Origin of the sequence: Bifidobacterium sp. ESL0704 (assembly GCF_029392075.1) — a bacterium.
GTDB lineage: Bacteria > Actinomycetota > Actinomycetes > Actinomycetales > Bifidobacteriaceae > Bifidobacterium.
Window position 1 is genome coordinate 1,851,217 of the sequence record NZ_CP113929.1, and the last position, 19,382, is coordinate 1,870,598.

Here is a 19,382-nt window from a genome sequence, read left to right on the forward strand (position 1 = left end):
TACACGATGATGGACGCTCTCATGCCGGTAAACTGCATGTCATCGCAACTCAGATGCCGTTTACCAGCACCAACACGTTGAACCCACAACCTACTGCACGCAAACGGCACATAACCACTGGTCACATGCCGTTTACCAGCACCAATACGCGAGCGACTTTCCACAAATGGCAGGCAAACAGGAAAGAAACAGCGGTACAATACCATCCATACCATTATGGCGACACGCATACTGGACTCGTCTATGGGTTCGTTGTATCATGATTGCTGTTGTTCATCGGGCTGTAGCGCAGCTTGGTAGCGCGCTTCGTTCGGGACGAAGAGGCCGCGAGTTCAAATCTCGCCAGCCCGACCAACTAGAAACCCCTTGTTTTGCAAGGGGTTTCGTCATGCCAGGAGCACTTCACAGTGAATTCCACAACATCGTCATCCAACCAACTTCATGCTTTGCCAACGGGACACATGGCGATTCGAAGGCCCTGAGACTAACCAGGTTCATACTTTTATCGCGATCATATCAAGGTAAAGATTCGGCGCGAACAGCGCCGGCACCAAAACAACAACAATCAACAGACCTATAAGGAGTCAAGTTGAAGAAAAGCCTGCTCGCACTGGCCTGCGGAGCCTTCACTTTCGGAGCCGCGGAATTCGTGATGATGGGTATTCTCACCCAAGCCGCACACGATATGAACGTGAGCATCCCCACAGCCGGCAATTTCATCTCGGCCTACGCCATCGGCGTGTGCGTCGGCACGCTGATGCTCGTCTTCGGACGCAAGGCCGGCCCGAAAAAGCTCATCGTCCTCTTCATGGTCATCGCTCTGGTCGGCGACCTGCTCAGCGCCGTCGCACCGAGCGCCACGATGCTCATCATCGGACGATTCGTCGCAGGCCTGCCCCACGGCGCGTTCTTCGGCACGGCCACGCTGATCGCGAAAACCATCGCCGAACCCGGAAAGGCCGCCAAGGCCGTAAGCATGACCATCACCGGCCAGACCGTAGCCAACATGCTCGGCGTACCTGCAGGAACCCTTATCGCCGAACATCTTTCGTGGCGACTGGCCTTCCTGCTGCTCGCCGGCGTGGCGGCTCTGACCGTCGTGCTGGTCACTGTCTGGGTGCCTCGCATCGAACCCGTCGAGGACGCCGGCATCCTCGGTCAGTTCCGTTTCCTCGGCCATCCCGGCCCGTGGATGGTCCTGGGCGCCGTGCTCGCCGGCAACACCGGCATCTTCTGCTGGTGGAGCTACGTTTCCCCCTGGTTGCAGAAGGTCGGCGGCTATTCCTCCGGCATGGTGCCGCTGCTGATGATGCTGGCCGGCTTCGGCATGGTGATCGGAGGCCTGTACGGTGGCCATTTCGCCGACCGCTGGCGCAGCGCTGGAACGGCAGCGATGGGACAGTTCATCTCGGTAATCGGCCTGGCGCTGGTCTTTTTGGTTCCCGGTTCCCGTCTTGACTGTGCGATCTTTACCTTCATCATCTCCTTCGCACTCTTCTTCATCTCCTCGCCCCAACAGCTGCTCATGGCCGAAGCCGGCAAGGGCGGCGGCGAGCTCATCGGCGGCGCCACCGTGCAGATCGCCTTCAACTTCGGCAATGCCGTGGGATCCACGGTAGGCGGCGCGATGCTCAACGCTTCACATATGAACTACCACTTCCCCGCGCTCGGCGGTCTGCCGTTCGCCGTCATCGCCGTCTTGCTGCTCGCATTGTATTCCTGGAAGTACGAGCAGCATACCAGCGCAATCGATCGCCTCGAACCTGTCGAAGTGTGACTTTCCACCATTATGTAAACCTTTACCCGCGGCCGACAACAGATATCGGCAGCGGGCAAAATAATATTGGGATATCTCTGGGCTACATCACCTATCCGATCTCGACCACGATACTTGCCTACAACCAGCCACGACATTGGGAAAGCCGCGAACGCAGGAGTTCGAACCTCCGATGTTTCACGACCATCATGTCTGAAAAGCAAAACACGTTGGAGCCTACTTGAGGCATCCGTTTTGACCTGCCCCCAATAAGCACCTCATATCAATCCGTAACCGCGTGGCCCGTTGCCTCGCTACGCCCAGCAGACAGCGTGCAGACCACCATCGGGGTCAAGAGCACCAGCTGGAAGACGAAACGCGTGGGCGAAGGGCGGCCCGGCCGCGACAGGCTTTCGGCACAGACATAGAGGCTGGCGGCGCTCAGCAACCACGGCAAGCAGATCAACAGCAAATTCCGGCCGGCAGCAGAGGCTTTCTTCAAAACACCGTCGCGCTCACGGCTCCGCATCGCGCGCAGCTGTTCTTTCCTGCGCCTCCACAAGTAATACAATACGAATCCGGGCAGAACCGACGTCCACAACGCCATGAAGAACGGTATGTTGATTCCCGGCGTATCGACGACGCTGCGATAGAGCTGTTTGACTGTCTCACTGGCCTCGGTGGGCGGCGTATGAGGCTGGAGCACGCCGTAGGTGTAGGAGGCCGTGTCGGAAGTGGTCATCGGCAGCATCACCACGGAAACCGGCTTGGGGATGGGCTGGTATTTGACACTAAAGGCATCAAAAGTCATCCATCCGGCTTCCAGGCAGAAGAAGCCCTGCAGATATGAATCGGGATGGCGCAGACCGACATCGAGCCAAGCCTTGGCAAACCGGGAGATCGGGACCTTGCCCTTGACTGTCCAGCCGATGGCAGGCACCGCAAGCCACGGGTCGTAGTTCCGGCTGATCTCATCCCACGAATATTCGATGTAGTTGTCGACGGCGTCGCGGTCCGACGCGCTGATATCGTCGGGATGGTCGTGCGCGGCACGGGCCATCATCTGGATCGGCAAGGCGAGCGCGGCTTCCGGCGTGCCCGGCACCACGTTGATACGTTGAAAGGCGAATTTCGGTATCGCCATATCAACGATGACGAACAGCACCACAGCGAGTGCGACGGCGGCCGCTTTGAGCAACGCCCGAAACTTGCCGACAACCAGCGCCAGCAGACACAGCACGATGACGTAAAGACCGAGTTTGCGGGTCAGCGCCACCAGCAGTCCGTCAAATGCGAACGCCACGACGAACCACGGGTTACGTAATAATTGAAGCTTGGTATCGACCAATTTGCAATACATAATCGCCCAAGGGACGAAAAACATCGCGCTGGTCGTGTCTTTGGCGATGGACATGACGCACATCGGCACCACCGGGAAGAAGCAGAAGAATGCGGCGCAACCGTGCAGTACCCTGCGATTGAGGTCGGTTCTGCCGAGGTACGCCAGCATCCACGCGACGCCGAAAGCGAACCCTACGGCCTGCAAAAGCGCGTATATATACATGCCAATGTTGTAATTGCCGAACAGCGTCTTGCCGATCGAGGCGAACCAACCGTAAAGATAGGTGTCGAGGAAGGGGTGATGGTCCCAGATCTTGCCCGCGTTCATGCCATACAGCGGCATCCCGTAATATTCCGCGATCTGGTCGCCGGTATCGAAATGAATCACGCCGGGAAACAGCAAAATAATATACGGCAGCCAACAACACAGCAATATCGACGCATCGACGGCGATGGCGGAAGGACGTTCGACATAGCGGAAGTGGAAATAACGGCGGACTGCGGCGAAACGCTTGTGCGGGGTTCGCGCCACAGAGGAAGCAGACATCGCACCCTCATCATCCGGGTTCTCGCGATTATCCTGAAGTCGACCTGCATGGACGGCACCGCCTCCTACAAATGATGCCGATTTTCGGATTATCGCAGTTGACGAACCGTCATTGCCGCCCCTTGCCGACGAAGGCTCACGGAGCGTCACCATTGCGTTGCACCCATTGCCATCGACGCCATTCGAGCCGGCTTCTATACTCGTACTCCTGTCAGCGGCCTTGTTCCCGGAACTTTCGAACACACGGGTTCTCGCAAATTCCACCCCGCGGAACGCGACCATATAGAGCATCGCAAAAAGCAGCGCATAGCAGACCGCCTGCAGATACAGATAGACATGGTCGAAAGGAACCCAGCCGAACTGTGCGGCCTGGCTCGAACAGGCGACCATGAACCCGAGTACGGCAGGAATCAGCAGACCGACTTTTGAAGGCCGCAAGAAGTTTCGGAGTGCCGACAGCAGGCCGTTGCCGCTCGATCCGCCGCCGACCCGCACGCTTTGGCCGGCAGCGTCATTATTCGCATCGCCGCCATGCAATCCGGTTGCGGCATCCACCGACAACTCCCGAACCACCGACGACCTGCCGGACCGAACGATTCCTTCAGCTTTCACCACTGCTCCCCTACCGTCTCACGGCCATCGCCGCACCAAGACCTCTTCGCATACTACCGGTCAGTCTAGCGTGCCGGTTCGTCGAAACCATCACGGACACTTCGTCGGGATGTTCGACCAGGCAGATCACCAATACGTTTGATTCACGACGCTGCAGATATGGCATGGACCGGCAAAATCGGAATCACAACAATCGGCCGTCACAACGTCAACGCCTCAGCCTTGGCGAACAGCATTCGATACAGACATCAACCATCCAAACCATTATGTGACATAGCTCACATAAAACCGGAGTCGTGGACATCATCGCCGGCAATAGACTTGGAACCAGCAAACGACAAAGGAGCAGTCATGGACGACAACGCGCAGGGCCAGACGCCCGAAGAGCTTTTGAGGGCTTTCAGCAAGGCACATTCCTCGGTTTCCGAAGAACCCGAAAACGATGCCAGCGATCCGAACAACGCGGCCGCACCCGCAACCAACACGACCTTCGACACCGACGAATTCCTCAAGGGGCTCGACGCCCTCTTCGACGCCCACGTCGCCCGCGACAAGGCCGAACCGTACCTGAAACAGGCGATGGCGGACGCCGAGAACGCCGGCGATGACGCGGGACTCTTGACCGTCTTGAACGAGACGATGGGCTTCTACCGTTCGCACGGGAAACACAAGGACAACCAGTGGGTCATTCAGCGAGCGCTGGAACTCGGGTTGAAAATGGGCATCGAAGGCACGGAAGCGTGGACCACCACGCTGATCAACGCGGCGACCGGGATGCGTGCGGCCAAGCAGTACGACCAGGCCGCAGACCTGTACCAGCAGGCGTTGGCAACGGCAAAGAAGACGCTCAAACCCACCGACCGGCGCATGGCGGCGCTACACAACAATATTTCCATGTTGTATAGCGAGACCGGAAAGCTGGAGGCGGCGCAACGCGAACTGGAAACGGCGCTTTCCATTCTCGAGGCCTCAAGCACCAATCCACAAACCGATATCGACGTGGCCTCCACGCATACCAACCTTGCGCTGGTGCTGCTGCAACGGGCGAGCGAAGCGGCACAAGGCGGGCAGGACAAAGCGAGCAAGCCAACGGAAACGCCACAATCGCAAGCGGACGCAGACACGGATGCCACCGGGAAATCTGAGAACCATTCAGAGACTTCCGAAACCGTTGACTCCTTGCTCGATCAGGCGATGAAGCACTCCCTGAAAACGCTGGAAATCTATCGGAACGGGCATCTTGAGCACAGCGCCCACTTCGCCTCGGCACTGGCCGGATACGCGCAGACCTGCTTCGCGGCAGGACTGTTCGACAAGTCCATCGACTCCTACCGTCAGGCGCTCAATGTCATCAAGGAATGCTACGGCACCGACACCGATTACTACCGCATCACCGCGAGGAATCTCGCTCAGGTCGAGGAAACTGCACGCGCGGCAAGGGAAGCTGAGGAAAAGACCGGCCAATCACAATCCGATAAAGATGCCAATCAGCAGGAAAATACCGACACAGCGAGCAATAATACCGCCACTCCCGCAACGGCCTCACAAACCGAAAAGGAAGCTGTGGCAACTTCCGGGAATAACAATTCCCCTACTTCCACCAGCACAACGGCAACGACCAAACCGGCCATCTCCGGGCTCAAACTCGCACGCTCCTACTGGCAGACCTACGGCAAGCCGATGATCGCGGAGAAATACCCGGAATACCAAGGGCGCATCGCAGCCGGGTTGGTCGGGCACGGCTCGGAATGTTATGGCTTCGACGACCGATACTCGCAGGACCACGACTTCGGTCCCGGCTTCTGCCTGTGGCTCACCGACGAGGATTACGACGCCATCGGCGAGCATCTGCAGGCCGATTACGAGGCGCTGCCTCAGGAGTTCATGGGCTTCGGTCCGCGGCAATCCACGGCACGGGCACAGGGTGGCTCACGACGTACCGGCGTTTTCCGCATCGGCGATTTCTTCGCATCCATCACCGGCTACCCGGCAGCGCCCAGCAACGACAAACCGCACGAATGGCTGCTGCTGGACGAACCCACACTCGCCGCGGCGACCAACGGCGAGATCTTCGCCGACCCGCTCGGCGCCGTTTCCAAGACGCGACAAGGCTTCAAAATGATGCCCGACGACGTGCGGCTTTCCCTTATTTCCCGCCGACTCGGCATGATCGCACAGGCGGGGCAATACAATTTGCCGCGAATGCTCAAACGTGGCGACGGGGCGGCGGCATGGCTCTCCATCCGCGAGTTCACCACGAACGTCTGCTCGTTCGTCTTCCTGTTGAACGAACCCATCCGCGCCGGATACATGCCCTACTACAAATGGCAGTTCGCGGCGCTTCGCCGGCTTTCCGGACGCATGTCGACCGTCCTGCCGGATGTCTGCGAACAGCTTGAAACCGTCCTGCGCCTTTCTTCGGCGGCCTGCTTCGGCGGCTCCGGATTCGGTGAGGGCGGCAAGGGTTCCGCTCCGGCGCAGAAGCAGATACAAGACACCATCGAGCACATCTGCACCGAAACCGTCGCGGAGCTCAAGGCCGAGGGCCTGACCAACAGTGACGAGGAATTCCTGGAGTGGCAGCGACCGTACGTCGAGGCGCACATCGGCAGTGACAATCCGGTACTGCACAGCCTGTAAACGCGTAAAAGCGAAAATGACCTGCCGACACTACTAGAGTTGGTAGCAGCACATTAACGAACGAACCAATAACGGCGGGCGAAACGGGCATAACGAGGAAAAGAGCAACAATGACCGAAAACACAACAAATCAAGAGACACCGGAAAACGTTTCGGCGGAAGATCAGGCGAGAATCGACCTGATGGAACGGGTGGTCAGGCACGAATGGGACCAGTTCCAGAAGACGGACAACGAGGGCGGACGCGCGGCCTGCCAAGGCAACTGGCCTACCTTCCACCAGATGCGCTTCAGCCAGTTCGCCACCTGGCCCGTGCCGCTGCTGGAAAGCTATGCCGACGACCTCGACGAGGCGGACAGGATCGGCCGCAACCTCATCACCGAAAAATACGGGCGCATGATGATCTCGACCTGGCCGGAGGAATACCACGCCAACATCGAGCCGTACGTCCCGGCGCGTTCCGCAGAACGCGTGGCGGCGCAGGAAAAGGTGATTACGCAGCAAGTGGCTTGGGCCGACGATTTTCGCGGTCGCTACCCCAAACTCGGCCGTGAGATGCGCGTGCTGCACACCAGCGAGGACACCCACGAAAACACGTCGTTCGAAACCTACCTGCGCGGCGAACTCGGCACGTATTCCGATAAGACGTTTAGCCTGTATCAGGACTTCATCGCGCAGCTCGCCGACGCCGATCGCAACCTCACCGAAGAGACCATCCGCAACACCGTGCTGCTCGGCGGATTCAAGTCGCTCGATGACGCCGAGGCGTTGCAACAGTAGGAATTGCATGGGAATTGCGGCAGTAGACATAAAGATATGAGCGGTGCGTTAGAGTGGCACGCATGCGATTGCTGAAACGATTTCTCCCCTCTTTGGCCGTCTTTGTCGTGCTTGTCACGGTTCTGGCAGGGCTGGGAATAGCGATGATGCCGCAATGGGACGTAAAGCCGTTGACGCGGCATATCAGCGTGGCCTCAGCCGATCCCGCCATACAGGCCCGCAACACAGCAGGCATGAGCGCACCGGCAGGAGATATCAGCAACACCCATCCTCATCACACAGCTATTCAAGCAGGGAAAATCACCGGAACCCCGACGAACAGCAACAGCGCCGACAAGCCATCGGACTCCGGCACGCAACAGAGCCACCGCAAAACCGGTATCGGCACCGATCCTAACGCCAAAGGCGTGCTGAAAACCGCTCAGGAAGGCACCTATCAGGTGAAAGCGGAAAACCTGCGGATCAGGCTCACTGCGAACGTCACCATCAACGCCATCCTGCGATCTCCGCTCGGCGCGCCCGGTAAAAGGCCTGCGACATTATTCATCCACGGGGCAGGCACCGGCAAAGCCAGCGAGGTCTACGGCGACATAGCCTCAGCCCTGAGTTCGGCGGGCATCGTCACGCTTGTGCCCGACAAACGGCTCGATACCTACACCACGTTCCACCGCGACTATTACGCGATGGCCGAAGACTACATGACCTCGCTGCACACCCTGCGAACGCAACCCGACGTCGATCCGGCGCATACCGGCATCTACGCGGAATCCGAGGGCACATGGATCGCCGAGGCGATGGCGTACCGCCACCCCGGGGTGATTCCCTTCATGATGCTGACCTCGCCGCCGGTGGTTTCCGGGCGCCGGCAGATGACCATGGCCGCCAACACCTACGTCGATTACATCGGAGCACCCAAAGGACTCAACCGTGATATCGACAAGTTCGTCGGACTCGATTTCTCCCCGCTCGGGCTGCAATATGCGGATTTTCCGGGCCAACGCTACCTGAAAGACCTCACGATGCCGCTGTTGGTCAGCTTCGGCACCGATGACCTTTCCATGCCTATCGAGCAGGGCGCGACCGATATCATCGATGGCGCCGGCTCGTCCGGCAACGACAACGTGCTCGTGCGTTATTACCGTGCCAACCACCAGATGCGCGTCGGCGCACACACCTCCGCGCCTGGCCTGCCGCTCGACTCGCACTATACCCACAATCTCGAGAATTGGACCAACGCCATCGCCGACGGCACGAAAGCCGACGATTGGGTTACGCCGCAAATCGCCGGGAGCCAGCCACATCAACGATTCGGCGTTCCCACAGCCGTCAGGCCCGGACTGGTTCGATCGCTGAGCACAATATTGACGCTGCTGGTCTCGATTGTGGCTTGTGCCGTAATCGCGGGAGCTGTCGGGCTGTTCCTTTCCGTCAGGCGCTCGACGAAACATAGCCGACGAGACGAACAAGGTTCCGCGTTTTTGCTTGGCACGAGCAGGAAACAAGGGAACCCGGTCATCGGGTCGGCATCAAAACCGAAATACGGGAAAACCGCTTCCGATAGAGGCACCTCGAAGCTATCGTCGCCAACGAAGCTATCGTCGCCAACGAAGCTATCGTCGCCAACGAAGCAAAGCGCCGGAGCCGGAACAAGCGAGCACGGCAACCTATACGGCCGATTCCCGCACCGTCTCACAGCGGCCCTGGCCTTGAACAGCTGCTGTGCGATCTTAGGCCTCGTGGCGTTCTTCGCCTACGTCGCCATCGCCGCGAAATCCGCGCTGACCCTCACCATAAGCGGCACACTGCTCGGCCGGGGCTGGGCGGTGCTGCATGTCATCGCGCTGGTCAATGCCGCACTGTTGACGTGGCTTTTCATGGAGCTTTGGGGTTCGCGTGGCAACAGTCACCGGCAAAGCGACCATGTGCAAGGCTTCTGGAGCCCCTCACATGTCGCCGTTGCCGTATTCTGCACTGCCGCCGCAGTGCTCTCGCTGACGATGCTGGCATTTTTCGGGCTCTACACCCTTTAACGCGCCTTTGCCCTTCGCTTGGCCGCGAACCGATGAATCAGCGACGCCAAACCGAGCAACGCCGCCAGCACAATCAGTAACGCGCCCAGCATGACGATGGCCATGGCAATCAGCGAGCGCACATCGACACCACCGGGTATCGACGCGAAGACCATCGGGGACGCCGAACCGATGAACAGCATCAATGCTCCCAGAAACAGCGGCAGCAGGCTCAGCACGATGGTCGCTTTGCTGGGACCGGCCGGCGGTTGCGGTTTCGGCATCCGCGGCGGCACGTCACGCGGCACACGCACGTAGGTGCCAGAGGAGGCGGCGCCATCGGCATCAAAGTCCGAAGACGGCACATACCCGTTCTGTGGCGGCATCTGCGAGGTAGCGTCGCCCGACTGCGTCCAGGTTTTCGTTCCGACTTCCGTCTCAGCTGCGTTACCAGTTCCACCTTCGCCTTCGGTTTCCGACGCCATCGACGCATCATTCGCGGCATTATCATCGTTTAAGCAATCGCCATGTTTGGTTTCAACCGTATCGGAACCATCAATCGAAGCCGGCATAGCGACGGTATCAATCATGTCATTGTCGGTTGCAGGGTTCGTCATTTCGTTCTCCTCATTCGATTCGTCACTCATCGTCATCGCCTCCATGCTCCCGTTGTCTTGCCTTTGACGAATTGCGCATAACTCGGCACCGTGCTTTCGGCAGGATACTGCACCGTCACGCGTCCTTCGACGATATAGGGGGCGTCAACGGTAAGCTCCGGCCCGTTCTTCGGCATCTTCTTCGTCTCCGTATACCATTGGTAGTCTTGATCGTTGCCATAACCGCTGCCGTAGCCGATGCGCTGATAACTCATCCCGCCAAAACCGACTTGCATGGCACGACTGATGGCAACATATCCGCTGCCCAATGATTTCGTGCCGGTCGCCAGGTCATCGCCAACCCATGAACCCATGACAAGATTGCCATCGCAGAAGCCATAGCAGAATCGGTAATCCCAACTTCCGTCAGCGGTCCCGTCATAATAGTCGCTGTCGTCGTCGCCGATGTAATCATCGTCATCGTCATCTGTTTCACAACCGTCAGCTTCATCGCATTCATCCTCATCGTCGGATTCATCGTCATCAGACCTGCTGTGCTTTGCGGAAATGTCCGGCTTCGAGGTTTTCGAGTCTTCACGACGCTTCTGGTTCTGGGCATGCAAATCCACATTGGTGCCGTGGCTGAGCCGGTACGAGCAGCCTGCGGGCAAAGTGACGAACACCGTCGTCTTCCTGTCTGTCAAATGGATCGTTCCGGTCGGACAACCGGACTTGACGGTGCTGCCGTCCTTCAACGTGACATCGTGGGTACTGTGTGTCTTGGCGTAATCGCTGAAGTCGATGTTGACCGCGTCGTCATCGAGCCTGTGGCCTTTAATCGCGGTCCCGTGCGTCAGTTTTTTAAGCTGCTGGTCGTTACCGGCATCGATGGCTTTGAAACCGCTGACATCAACTTGATGATAGCCTTGGCTTTGCTGTTCCGATTCGGTCAGTACTACGGAATAGCCGATATTGCCAATAAGGAAAACAACCGCCACGAACGCCGCAATCCAGACCAGAGGATGCAGGCCTCCGGCACGATGCCCGGTCAGGCCGAGCACGGCGATGAGCACGCCGAGCGCTATCAGCACCCCGCCGATCCAGTATGTCCCGTATTGCAGAACCGTGCCCATGTATCCGCCGTTGCTGAAGCACTGTATGGCAACCAACGCTCCCGAGAGGAGGATGAAGCCAAGCGCAAGCAGGACAACCACGAATCCGGCCGGCTTGCGCCGTGCGCGTCTCGCCCCCCATGTTTTCGCGGTGTTCTGGACGATGCTTTCCCGATAAGATTGCGCCGGTTCGGCCATATAGGTAGGAGGAGCCGCATTAGCCTGCGATGGGCCAGCGACGAACGGCGAAGCCCATGACCGTCCGGAAACCTGGCCGTCGGAACCATCAGCATGTTGATTCGACTGCTGATGCTGCGCGCTTTGCATATAAGCCTTGCCTGCATCGCCGGCATCACCCTGTTGAGAGTCGCCAAAGCCGCTATCCGACTTCATATTTTCCGATTCACGAAACGTCGCCTCATCGGTTCCTTGGGATTGGGTTTGCTCGTTGTTCCGGCTTTGGCCAAAAGATTGCGGAGCATATGGGACAGGGTTCGCATTCGCATAGAAATTCGGGTTCGTATTGCCGGACGGGCTATAGGGCATGGGGCCGGACTGACGATATTGACTCTGCGATGGCTGCTGCCATTGACCTTGATACTGGCCTTGTTGATACCGACCTTGATACCGGCCCTGCTGTCCATTATCGGCAAAAGGGAATCCGCGTCGTTCCTGCGCCTTGTTGGCGAGGCTGTTGATCATAATCAGCAACACCGCCACCGCGACGATGGCCAGCAGAACGCCGATGCCCGGGAAGCAGAACGCAATGACCATAAAAACAATCGGGCCGAGCAATGACCATTGCCAATGCCCGTACACCAGCTCCTCGCCGGAAATCCTGCCGTCTCGGCAATCGGGAAGCAACACCCACGCCGCCGCGTAGAAGGCCGCACCAAAGCCGAAGGCCAACGTAGAGGCGGCAACCACTGCACGGACGAAAACGGGACTCAGCCCGTAACGCACCGCAATACCATCGCAGACCCCAGCAATCCAGCGGTTGTTGCCTCGCATCAGGCCACTGCCGCGAATCCATGCGAAGAAACGGTCGATCTTGTCGTGACTGGGAGGCACGGGATTGTTCATGTTGGTCGGCTGTTGGCGGCCGCTGCCGTATGTGTTGTTGCTCATGGTTCCATTACAGCATTCCGAAACGCTCAAAAGGGTCAGGGAACACCCTGATTTAACCCTGATTTTTATCCGAACGCACCCTGAACCTTGCAAAATCATGCACAATGGAGGTATGAAGTCATCGAATCACCGGCCAGACGACCGACCGCATCAGCCAGCCTACACGTGGAATCAGTATGCACCGGCCAGTGGCTTCCCGGTGACTCCCAGGCTTCGTCTGCCGCTGCTACGCCCGAAAAAGAAACGCGTCTTCTGCGGGGTATGCCGGGGGCTGAGCCTGCATCTGGGCATGCCGGTGGTTTGGATCCGTCTGGCTTTCGTAGCAATGACGTTCCTGTTCGGCGCCGGTATCGCGGCCTATATCTTCTTGTGGGCATTCGTTCCCGCAGGAGATCCGCTTACCGCCGTGCAGCAACAGCGCGAGAACGATTGGCAAGCCGCGCATGCACCATTGTCATATGGCAATGCCAACAATATGGCACCAGGTCAAGCCGGCGATTCAGAAACCGCCAATGCCGACGGGCAACGAACAGCACAACGTTTCTCCTCCCCGTCGAACGCGGCCAACGTCGATACATCCGAAGGCGACGAGGCAGGCAACGGCCCGGAAAACCTTGCCCAGGCATTCAAGAACGCTTCAAAACCCTCGATCATCGCGCTTACCGGCATCGCACTGATTGCACTGGCCGTAATTCTTGAAAACAGTCCGCTGCCCAGCGACCTCACATTCGGCATTTTCATGGCCCTTTGCGGCATCGGTGTGGCCTGGATCCGTTTCAACGCCGAGGACGGACAGATACGGTACCTGCTAATCGGCGTGGCGCTGATGGCTCTGGGCTACTTCATTTGCGCCGATTCCGAGACATTCAGCCACCACCTTCCGTTTTCCGCCGCAATCGCCGGGGTGGCGCTACTGGCAGGGGTGGCGCTGGCCATCATCCCACTTGCCAACCGGTTCATCCACGAACTGAGCCACGAGCACGCACTGAAGGAACGCGAGGAGGAACGCGCCGACATGACGGCCCACCTGCACGACGGCGTGCTGCAGACCCTCGCGCTTATCCAGCTGCACAGCGATGAGCCCAAAACCGTGTTCACGCTAGCCCGCAAGCAGGAACGCGAGCTGCGCCGATGGCTGTATCAGGAACGCATCCCCTCCGACCGATCGGTGAGCTCGGGGCTGAAGGAGATAGCCGCGCATATCGAGGATGAATTCGGCGAGCCGATTGACGTGGTGAGTGTGGGCGACACCCGACCCAGCGCCCAGACCGATGCGCTTTTGAACGCCAGCGAGCAGGCGATGCTCAACGCCGTGCAGCATGGAGCGGAACCGATCTCGGTCTATTGCGAGGTCGGAGCGGCACAGGCCGAGGTCTTCGTGCGCGATCACGGCGACGGGTTCGATCAGAACGCCATTCCGCCGGACCGGCTCGGCATCCGCCAATCCATCATCGGCCGCATCGAGCGTCGCGGAGGCAACGTCAAAATCGTCTCACGTCCGAGCTGGGGCACAGAAGTGCATATGACCATGCCGATACCGAAGGAAAACGGCAGCGCTGATGGCACAACGACGAAAGAAACGAATGAAGAGACGGACACACGATGAGCAACCCGCTTGTAGAGAACGCAACCGACACTCTGGCGAGAATCTTCACCGGCGCAATATCAGCATTGACGATACACAACGATTGCGGATGGAACAAAAAGTTCCAAACGCCGGGCAATGCCAATAGAACGAAGCGGATATGATTGACGACAGGATGAGACAGACAGGTAACGGCAACAGCATGAACAGCAACACATCTACCACCAGAGCAGCGGAAGCCGCCCAAGTGAATGTCGAACGCCCGCAACGCACCAATCAACAACCATTCAACGATCACCACGACATCCGCGTGGCCGTGGTCGACGATCATGAGATGTTCCGCGCAGGGGTGATTGCGACGTTGAGCCCGCATTTCACCATCGTCGGTCAGGCACCCGATGTGGAAGGCTCGGTGGCGATGATTGCGGCCACGTTGCCAGACGTGGTGCTGCTCGACGTCCACGTGCCAGGCGGCGAAGGCGGCGGCGGCGCGGAAATACTGCTCAAATCACACCCGCTCTCCCCCGATTCCGCGTTCCTGGCCCTTTCCGTCTCCGATTCGCCGAAGGACGTCGGCGCGGTCATCCGCGCGGGCGCACGCGGCTATGTCACCAAAACCATCAGCGGCGACGACCTGATTTCCTCGATCATCCAAGTGAACGAAGGATATGCCGTCTTCTCGCCGAAACTGGCCGGATTCGTGCTCTCGACCTTCCAAGGTGCGGGGGCCGCCAAGCACGACGACGAACTCGACAAGCTCACGCAGCGCGAGCAGGAGGTCATGCGCCTCATCGCCCGCGGCTACACCTACAAGGAGATCGCCGCGGAACTGTTCATCTCCATCAAGACGGTGGAGACCCACGTCAGCGCGGTGCTGAAAAAGCTCCAGCTCTCCAACCGCACTGAGCTCACCCGCTGGGCCGCCGATCGCCGGATCGTGTGAGGACGCATCGCCATAAGCATGCACCTCAAGCACAAAGCAGCTCGCAAAACACCTGTATCGTTGGGTCAAATCACATATAAACCCATACCATTCAACTTATCGACCATTCACGCAATATCATAGATAAACGAAGTTGTTTACAGCTTGAAGTCAAACGTTACGTTTAACCAAAAATACTATATACTTTATACAGTATGATAATCATGTACCTGTTGCGATAAAGCGAACAGCAAGCAAGCAATCACCCCCGTCGAAGAAGGCGTCGACATGAAATTCGGCATGCGTACACCAAGCTTGAAGAAATCATTCCGTGCACGAACCACAGGTAAGGCAAAAAGGCAAATTAAAAAAGCCCTCATTCCCGGCTACGGCAGAAAAGGAATGGGCTGGATCAAGAATCCGCGCAAAGCTCTTTACAACAAGGTATATCGCAAAACTACTTTTGGCTGGCAGGATTTGTTCAAGTAATCATACATATCTGTTTTCAACGAAGAACAAGAGTAAACAATGAATAGAAAAATAATCGCGGCCATCACTTCAGCGCTTCTGATTTTTGGCGTATCGGCCTGTTCCGGATCGTCAACAACAAACGAAAATGCCTCGACCTCCACGTCAACCTCTGCCAAGAAGGAAGCTGAGGCAAAAAAGAAGGCCAGAGAAAAAGAGGAACAAGAGCAACAAGCCAAAGAAGAAAAGGAACTCGACAGTGCAAAAACTGCGCTGAACAGTAAAGTCGCAGAGGCCCATTCTCTGCTTGACTCTTCGAACAATAACGTCGCCGACCCTCAAACACGCGTTGATCTCACCAACGCCATCAACACTGCTGCTGCATTTACCGGAACAGATTCCGCCGAATATTACCAGGCAATCGACCCACTGCAAAAAGCCATGGATAATGTGACGGCCAGCGTAAATCAAAAGAGCCAAAACGATGCTGCAGCCGCCGCGCAGGCAGCTCAGCAAGCTCAAGCTGCTCAACAGGCACAGGCACAGGCCAGATCGGCAATTCCGCAACAGACTCAAAACCAAGGAGGCACGGGCTCGCTTTACGCGACCTGCCGCGATGGCTCACAATCGGTATCACGCCCCGGAGCACCCAACTATCAAGGAATGTGCTCCCACCATGGAGGCATAGCTCAAAAACTGGGAACACGCTAAAGGAGACTCATCAAGAAATATTCTTTTCAGCGATAATGTATGCCAATCCATCCATCAGGAAACCGACAATAGCCTGGAAACATCACCACAAGGAATCTTCAGACAATACATCGGATTAGTACGGTTCATCTGCCTTTTTCCTTCGCGAGCCAATATATCGTTCATACAATATCGAATATTGGGAAGAATCAAGCTTGATGCTGCTAATCTTCGAAGGAACATACTTGCCTCTGCCCAGCGCCTTAGGGTCAGGGCCGGCGACAAGCGGCTCACTCAACGGTTTGACGATGGTGTCGAACATCCGCTCGAGCAGTGACAGATCGTCGTTGCGCATGGCCGCAATAGACGCTTGGTCATTGAATTCCTTGGTCACCAGTCCCCAGTCGAAATACCAGCCGGCGTCCCGGGCGACCAGTTCCCAAAAGAACCGCTGTGCACGGCCGTTGCCCTCACGAAAAGGATGCAGGTTGTTGAGATTGTCGTAATTAACGCTCAGCCGTTCGATGAACGTCCTGCGATCCATTCCCCTGAACATATCATCCTCATGCAGAACAGACTCAACATATTGTGCCCCGGTCTCAAGGAATGCAACCGGCAAAAACGTCGAGCCGCCCTTGGATATATCCACCGTACGAAACTCGCCCGCCCATGGATAAACCTTCCTGAATAAGGCCTTGTGAATCTCCTGAAGTTGAGCGATCGTTCCCTCGACAGCCATCCGCTCGCCACGCAAACGGGTACTTGCGAGAGTGACCAGCAACGGCTCCGCCCTCATCAGTTCGGACTGTGTCTTCGCCCCGACCAGATTGACCAGCACATCAGTGCCGGCAATCAGGTAAGGATCGACAAACGCATCCTTAGACATGAGCGAATTCCTTGCGAATGCGCTGCTCGGTACGCTGCTCCCATTCATCGATGTCAATATCGCCGAAAATATATTCCTTCGCATCGTCCATGAACTGCTCATCGACATGCTGCCCTTCCATCTCCGTGGAGTGGACGGCCTGATACACGTCCTGTGCACGTTTTTCGATGCCAGTCACAGTCAATCTCCCTCAAAGATGATGGATGTTCCGATTACATCCCAGCATAACGCATTCACGCCATCAACTCAGCCTGACACCTCTGACGAGACCGGAGATAAGACACGATGCCGTTCATAGCGCCATAAAGCATCTGCCCTTACAAGAGAAACAGCCGATAAATCTATGAGCATAGTAGTTCTCGACGGCCTCGAGACGGAACACTATGCGGGCAAATCAGCTCCCCTAATCTACCGCATAACGACCGTCTGAGTTGAGGGTTGCCTCGTCTTATTTCCAAACCTGCTTGGCGCGGTTGAAGGTCGACCAAGCCTTCGGCCAGCCGACATAGAAGGCCAGATGCGTGATCTCGGCGGCTATCTCGTCGGCGGTGATGCCGTTGGCCTTGCCCATGTTCAGATGCGCGTCGAGCTGCTCGGTCGCACCCATCGCAATGATCGCCGCTATCGTGATCATCGAGCGGTCGTGCGCCGACAGGCTCTGCTCGTCGGCCCATACCTCGCCGAAGAGCACATCGTCGTTGAAATGCGCGAATTGCGGGGCGAAGTCGCCCAACTGGTCGTGCCCTGCCGTCTGTTTGATTGCCATGGTTATCTCTTTTCTGTGATTAATAAAATGAGTACTGTTTATGGCACCGCTCAGCGTAATTGCCGATACTTCTCCGTGTCGACGGGTTCGAGCCATTCGTTGCTGGCACCCTCCTGCCGCACCATGACCGCGACATGTGCGAACGGCTCGTTGGGACTCGCGCCGTGCCAATGTTTGGTCTCCGGCGGCACGACGACCACGTCGCCGGGGCGAAGCTGACGCACCGGCTCGCCTTCGAACTGGCAGTAGCCGCGGCCTCCTACGGCAATCAGCACCTGCGTGGCGTTGTGATGGATGTGCCAATGGTTGGTGCAACCAGCCTCGAACGTTACGTTGCTTACAGACACGTTGCCATCGCCGCCAAGTGAGGCGAGATGGCTTTGGCCTTCGAAATACTTTGCGTACGCATCGTTGGGACGCCCCAACGGGAACGGGCTTGGGTTGGTGAATGTAGATGTCATGCTATTTTCTCTTCTTTCCTAGAACCTGATCAGTGACTTGATCGCGCGACGCTCGTCCATCGCCCGATAGGCATCGGCGATATGGTCGATGTCGAATTCAGCGGTGAAGACTCTGCCAGGATTGATATCCCCGTTCAGGACCTTGCTCACCAACAATGCCTTGTCGTAGGTCCTCACCGGAGCGGAACCGCCGCGCAGCCCGATATTGCGGTAAAACATGGTGTCCCCCTCGATCTTCTCGTCATGGGGCACGCCGACACGTCCGATGACGCAACCGGGTCTCGCGACCCCCATCGCGGTGGCGAACGACTGACCAGAGCCAACGCATTCCAACACCGCGTCGGCGCCGTAACCGCCCGTCATGGCAAGGACCTTGTCGATGGCCTCCTGACCGCGCTCGGGAACGATATCGGTGGCACCGAATTCACGGGCCAACACGGATCAATCCTCATGGCGGCTCATCGCGATGACACGGGTCGCGCCGCGCAGCTTCGCCGCGATGACACCACACAGGCCGACCGCGCCATCACCGATGACAACCGCCGTGTCTCCCGGTTTGACTTCCGCGCTGGCCGCGGCATGGTAACCGGTGGCCATAACGTCAGATAGTGTGGTCAAAGACGCCAGCATCGCGTCATCAAAACCACCATCCGGCTCATCGACCCTCACCACGGTGCCATCCGCTTGCGGGACCCGCAGGAACTCGGCCTGGCATCCCAAGTCGCCGCCACCGAAGAACCCACCATTCGGGCATGCCGATTCGAAGCCGGCTTTGCACACCGGGCACTTACCACAGCTGTACGGGAACGGTACGATGACGAAATCCCCGGTTTTGACGCTCTGCACGCCGGAACCGACCTCATCTACAACGCCGATGGCCTCATGGCCAACCTGCTCGCCTTGCCCATGCTCGCTCAGGCCCCGGTAGAACCACAAGTCGGAACCGCACACGCAGGCACACACCACACGAATGATGATGTCGCTGTCGTCTTTGAGCTGCGGACGCGGCAAAACCTTCACCGCAATGTTTCCTGTCCCTTCGAAAATGGCCGCTTTCATGGTTTTTCGCTCACTCATATTGTCA

At 57.7% G+C, this 19,382-nt stretch carries 15 protein-coding genes, 1 tRNA gene and 1 pseudogene; 9 read left to right on the top strand and 8 right to left on the bottom strand.

Going from position 1 to position 19,382, the window contains the following annotated elements:
- Window positions 1–277: 277 nt before the first annotated feature.
- A tRNA-Pro gene (locus OZX64_RS06730) sits at window positions 278–354 on the top strand.
- 235 nt (window positions 355–589) lie between these two features.
- Window positions 590–1,777 (top strand): MFS transporter, encoded by a 1,188-nt coding sequence (locus OZX64_RS06735; RefSeq protein ID WP_277172234.1) that lies wholly within the window; start codon window positions 590–592, stop codon window positions 1,775–1,777.
- Between the two features lie 262 nt (window positions 1,778–2,039).
- On the opposite strand, the gene OZX64_RS06740 is transcribed toward OZX64_RS06735, so the two are convergent.
- On the bottom strand, window positions 2,040–4,256 hold the full coding sequence (locus tag OZX64_RS06740) for a DUF6020 family protein (RefSeq protein WP_277172236.1): 2,217 nt from the start codon (window positions 4,254–4,256) through the stop codon (window positions 2,040–2,042).
- Between the two features lie 351 nt (window positions 4,257–4,607).
- On the opposite strand from OZX64_RS06740, the gene OZX64_RS06745 reads away from it, so the two are divergent.
- From OZX64_RS06745 to OZX64_RS06755, 3 genes are all read left to right on the top strand, one after another.
- Window positions 4,608–6,896 (top strand): DUF4037 domain-containing protein, encoded by a 2,289-nt coding sequence (locus OZX64_RS06745; RefSeq protein WP_277172239.1) that lies wholly within the window; start codon window positions 4,608–4,610, stop codon window positions 6,894–6,896.
- Between the two features lie 182 nt (window positions 6,897–7,078).
- Window positions 7,079–7,675 (top strand): DUF4125 family protein, encoded by a 597-nt coding sequence (locus tag OZX64_RS06750; RefSeq protein ID WP_277157390.1) that lies wholly within the window; start codon window positions 7,079–7,081, stop codon window positions 7,673–7,675.
- Between the two features lie 62 nt (window positions 7,676–7,737).
- Entirely contained in the window at window positions 7,738–9,705 is a 1,968-nt protein-coding gene (locus OZX64_RS06755; protein WP_277172241.1) for a hypothetical protein, read from the top strand.
- Here the strand turns inward: OZX64_RS06755 and OZX64_RS06760 are convergent.
- Both OZX64_RS06760 and OZX64_RS06765 read right to left on the bottom strand, forming a co-directional pair.
- Window positions 9,702–10,331 (bottom strand): hypothetical protein, encoded by a 630-nt coding sequence (locus OZX64_RS06760; protein WP_277172243.1) that lies wholly within the window; start codon window positions 10,329–10,331, stop codon window positions 9,702–9,704. The two genes, OZX64_RS06755 and OZX64_RS06760, sit on opposite strands and share 4 nt — an antisense overlap.
- 2 nt (window positions 10,332–10,333) lie before the next feature.
- Window positions 10,334–12,520: a PspC domain-containing protein gene (locus OZX64_RS06765; RefSeq protein WP_277172245.1), complete on the bottom strand. Its 2,187-nt coding sequence runs from the start codon at window positions 12,518–12,520 to the stop codon at window positions 10,334–10,336.
- 112 nt (window positions 12,521–12,632) lie between these two features.
- Between OZX64_RS06765 and OZX64_RS06770 the strand changes: the two genes are divergently transcribed.
- From OZX64_RS06770 to OZX64_RS06785, 4 genes are all read left to right on the top strand, one after another.
- On the top strand, window positions 12,633–14,126 hold the full coding sequence (locus OZX64_RS06770; RefSeq protein ID WP_277172247.1) for an ATP-binding protein: 1,494 nt from the start codon (window positions 12,633–12,635) through the stop codon (window positions 14,124–14,126).
- Between the two features lie 139 nt (window positions 14,127–14,265).
- Window positions 14,266–15,048, top strand: coding sequence for a response regulator transcription factor (locus OZX64_RS06775; RefSeq protein ID WP_277172249.1), 783 nt, complete (start codon window positions 14,266–14,268; stop codon window positions 15,046–15,048).
- Between the two features lie 267 nt (window positions 15,049–15,315).
- Window positions 15,316–15,516, top strand: a complete 201-nt coding sequence (locus OZX64_RS06780; RefSeq protein ID WP_277172251.1) for a hypothetical protein — start codon at window positions 15,316–15,318, stop codon at window positions 15,514–15,516.
- Between the two features lie 39 nt (window positions 15,517–15,555).
- On the top strand, window positions 15,556–16,206 hold the full coding sequence (locus OZX64_RS06785) for a hypothetical protein (RefSeq protein WP_277172253.1): 651 nt from the start codon (window positions 15,556–15,558) through the stop codon (window positions 16,204–16,206).
- Between the two features lie 115 nt (window positions 16,207–16,321).
- On the opposite strand, the gene OZX64_RS06790 is transcribed toward OZX64_RS06785, so the two are convergent.
- From OZX64_RS06790 to OZX64_RS06810, 5 genes and pseudogenes are all read right to left on the bottom strand, one after another.
- Window positions 16,322–17,071: a Fic family protein gene (locus tag OZX64_RS06790; protein WP_277172255.1), complete on the bottom strand. Its 750-nt coding sequence runs from the start codon at window positions 17,069–17,071 to the stop codon at window positions 16,322–16,324.
- Window positions 17,064–17,249 (bottom strand): hypothetical protein, encoded by a 186-nt coding sequence (locus OZX64_RS06795; protein WP_277172257.1) that lies wholly within the window; start codon window positions 17,247–17,249, stop codon window positions 17,064–17,066. The genes OZX64_RS06790 and OZX64_RS06795 overlap by 8 nt, the downstream gene beginning before the upstream one ends.
- Before the next feature lie 270 nt (window positions 17,250–17,519).
- Entirely contained in the window at window positions 17,520–17,837 is a 318-nt protein-coding gene (locus tag OZX64_RS06800) for a carboxymuconolactone decarboxylase family protein (RefSeq protein ID WP_277172259.1), read from the bottom strand.
- Between the two features lie 50 nt (window positions 17,838–17,887).
- Window positions 17,888–18,298, bottom strand: a complete 411-nt coding sequence (locus tag OZX64_RS06805; protein ID WP_277172262.1) for a cupin domain-containing protein — start codon at window positions 18,296–18,298, stop codon at window positions 17,888–17,890.
- A gap of 18 nt (window positions 18,299–18,316) precedes the next feature.
- Window positions 18,317–19,375, bottom strand: a pseudogene (locus OZX64_RS06810) (zinc-dependent alcohol dehydrogenase family protein).
- Window positions 19,376–19,382: the final 7 nt, after the last annotated feature.

What these genes read in the sequence shown, in the direction of transcription:
- OZX64_RS06745 (WP_277172239.1), top strand. Translation starts at nt 4,608, where the DNA reads ATGGACGACAACGCGCAGGGCCAGACGCCCGAAGAGCTTTTGAGGGCT.
- OZX64_RS06750 (WP_277157390.1), top strand. Translation starts at nt 7,079, where the DNA reads ATGGAACGGGTGGTCAGGCACGAATGGGACCAGTTCCAGAAGACGGAC.
- OZX64_RS06755 (WP_277172241.1), top strand. Translation starts at nt 7,738, where the DNA reads ATGCGATTGCTGAAACGATTTCTCCCCTCTTTGGCCGTCTTTGTCGTG.
- OZX64_RS06760 (WP_277172243.1), bottom strand. Translation starts at nt 10,331, where the DNA reads ATGAGTGACGAATCGAATGAGGAGAACGAAATGACGAACCCTGCAACC.
- OZX64_RS06765 (WP_277172245.1), bottom strand. Translation starts at nt 12,520, where the DNA reads ATGAGCAACAACACATACGGCAGCGGCCGCCAACAGCCGACCAACATG.
- OZX64_RS06770 (WP_277172247.1), top strand. Translation starts at nt 12,633, where the DNA reads ATGAAGTCATCGAATCACCGGCCAGACGACCGACCGCATCAGCCAGCC.
- OZX64_RS06775 (WP_277172249.1), top strand. Translation starts at nt 14,266, where the DNA reads ATGATTGACGACAGGATGAGACAGACAGGTAACGGCAACAGCATGAAC.
- OZX64_RS06780 (WP_277172251.1), top strand. Translation starts at nt 15,316, where the DNA reads ATGAAATTCGGCATGCGTACACCAAGCTTGAAGAAATCATTCCGTGCA.
- OZX64_RS06785 (WP_277172253.1), top strand. Translation starts at nt 15,556, where the DNA reads ATGAATAGAAAAATAATCGCGGCCATCACTTCAGCGCTTCTGATTTTT.
- OZX64_RS06790 (WP_277172255.1), bottom strand. Translation starts at nt 17,071, where the DNA reads ATGTCTAAGGATGCGTTTGTCGATCCTTACCTGATTGCCGGCACTGAT.
- OZX64_RS06800 (WP_277172259.1), bottom strand. Translation starts at nt 17,837, where the DNA reads ATGGCAATCAAACAGACGGCAGGGCACGACCAGTTGGGCGACTTCGCC.
- OZX64_RS06805 (WP_277172262.1), bottom strand. Translation starts at nt 18,298, where the DNA reads ATGACATCTACATTCACCAACCCAAGCCCGTTCCCGTTGGGGCGTCCC.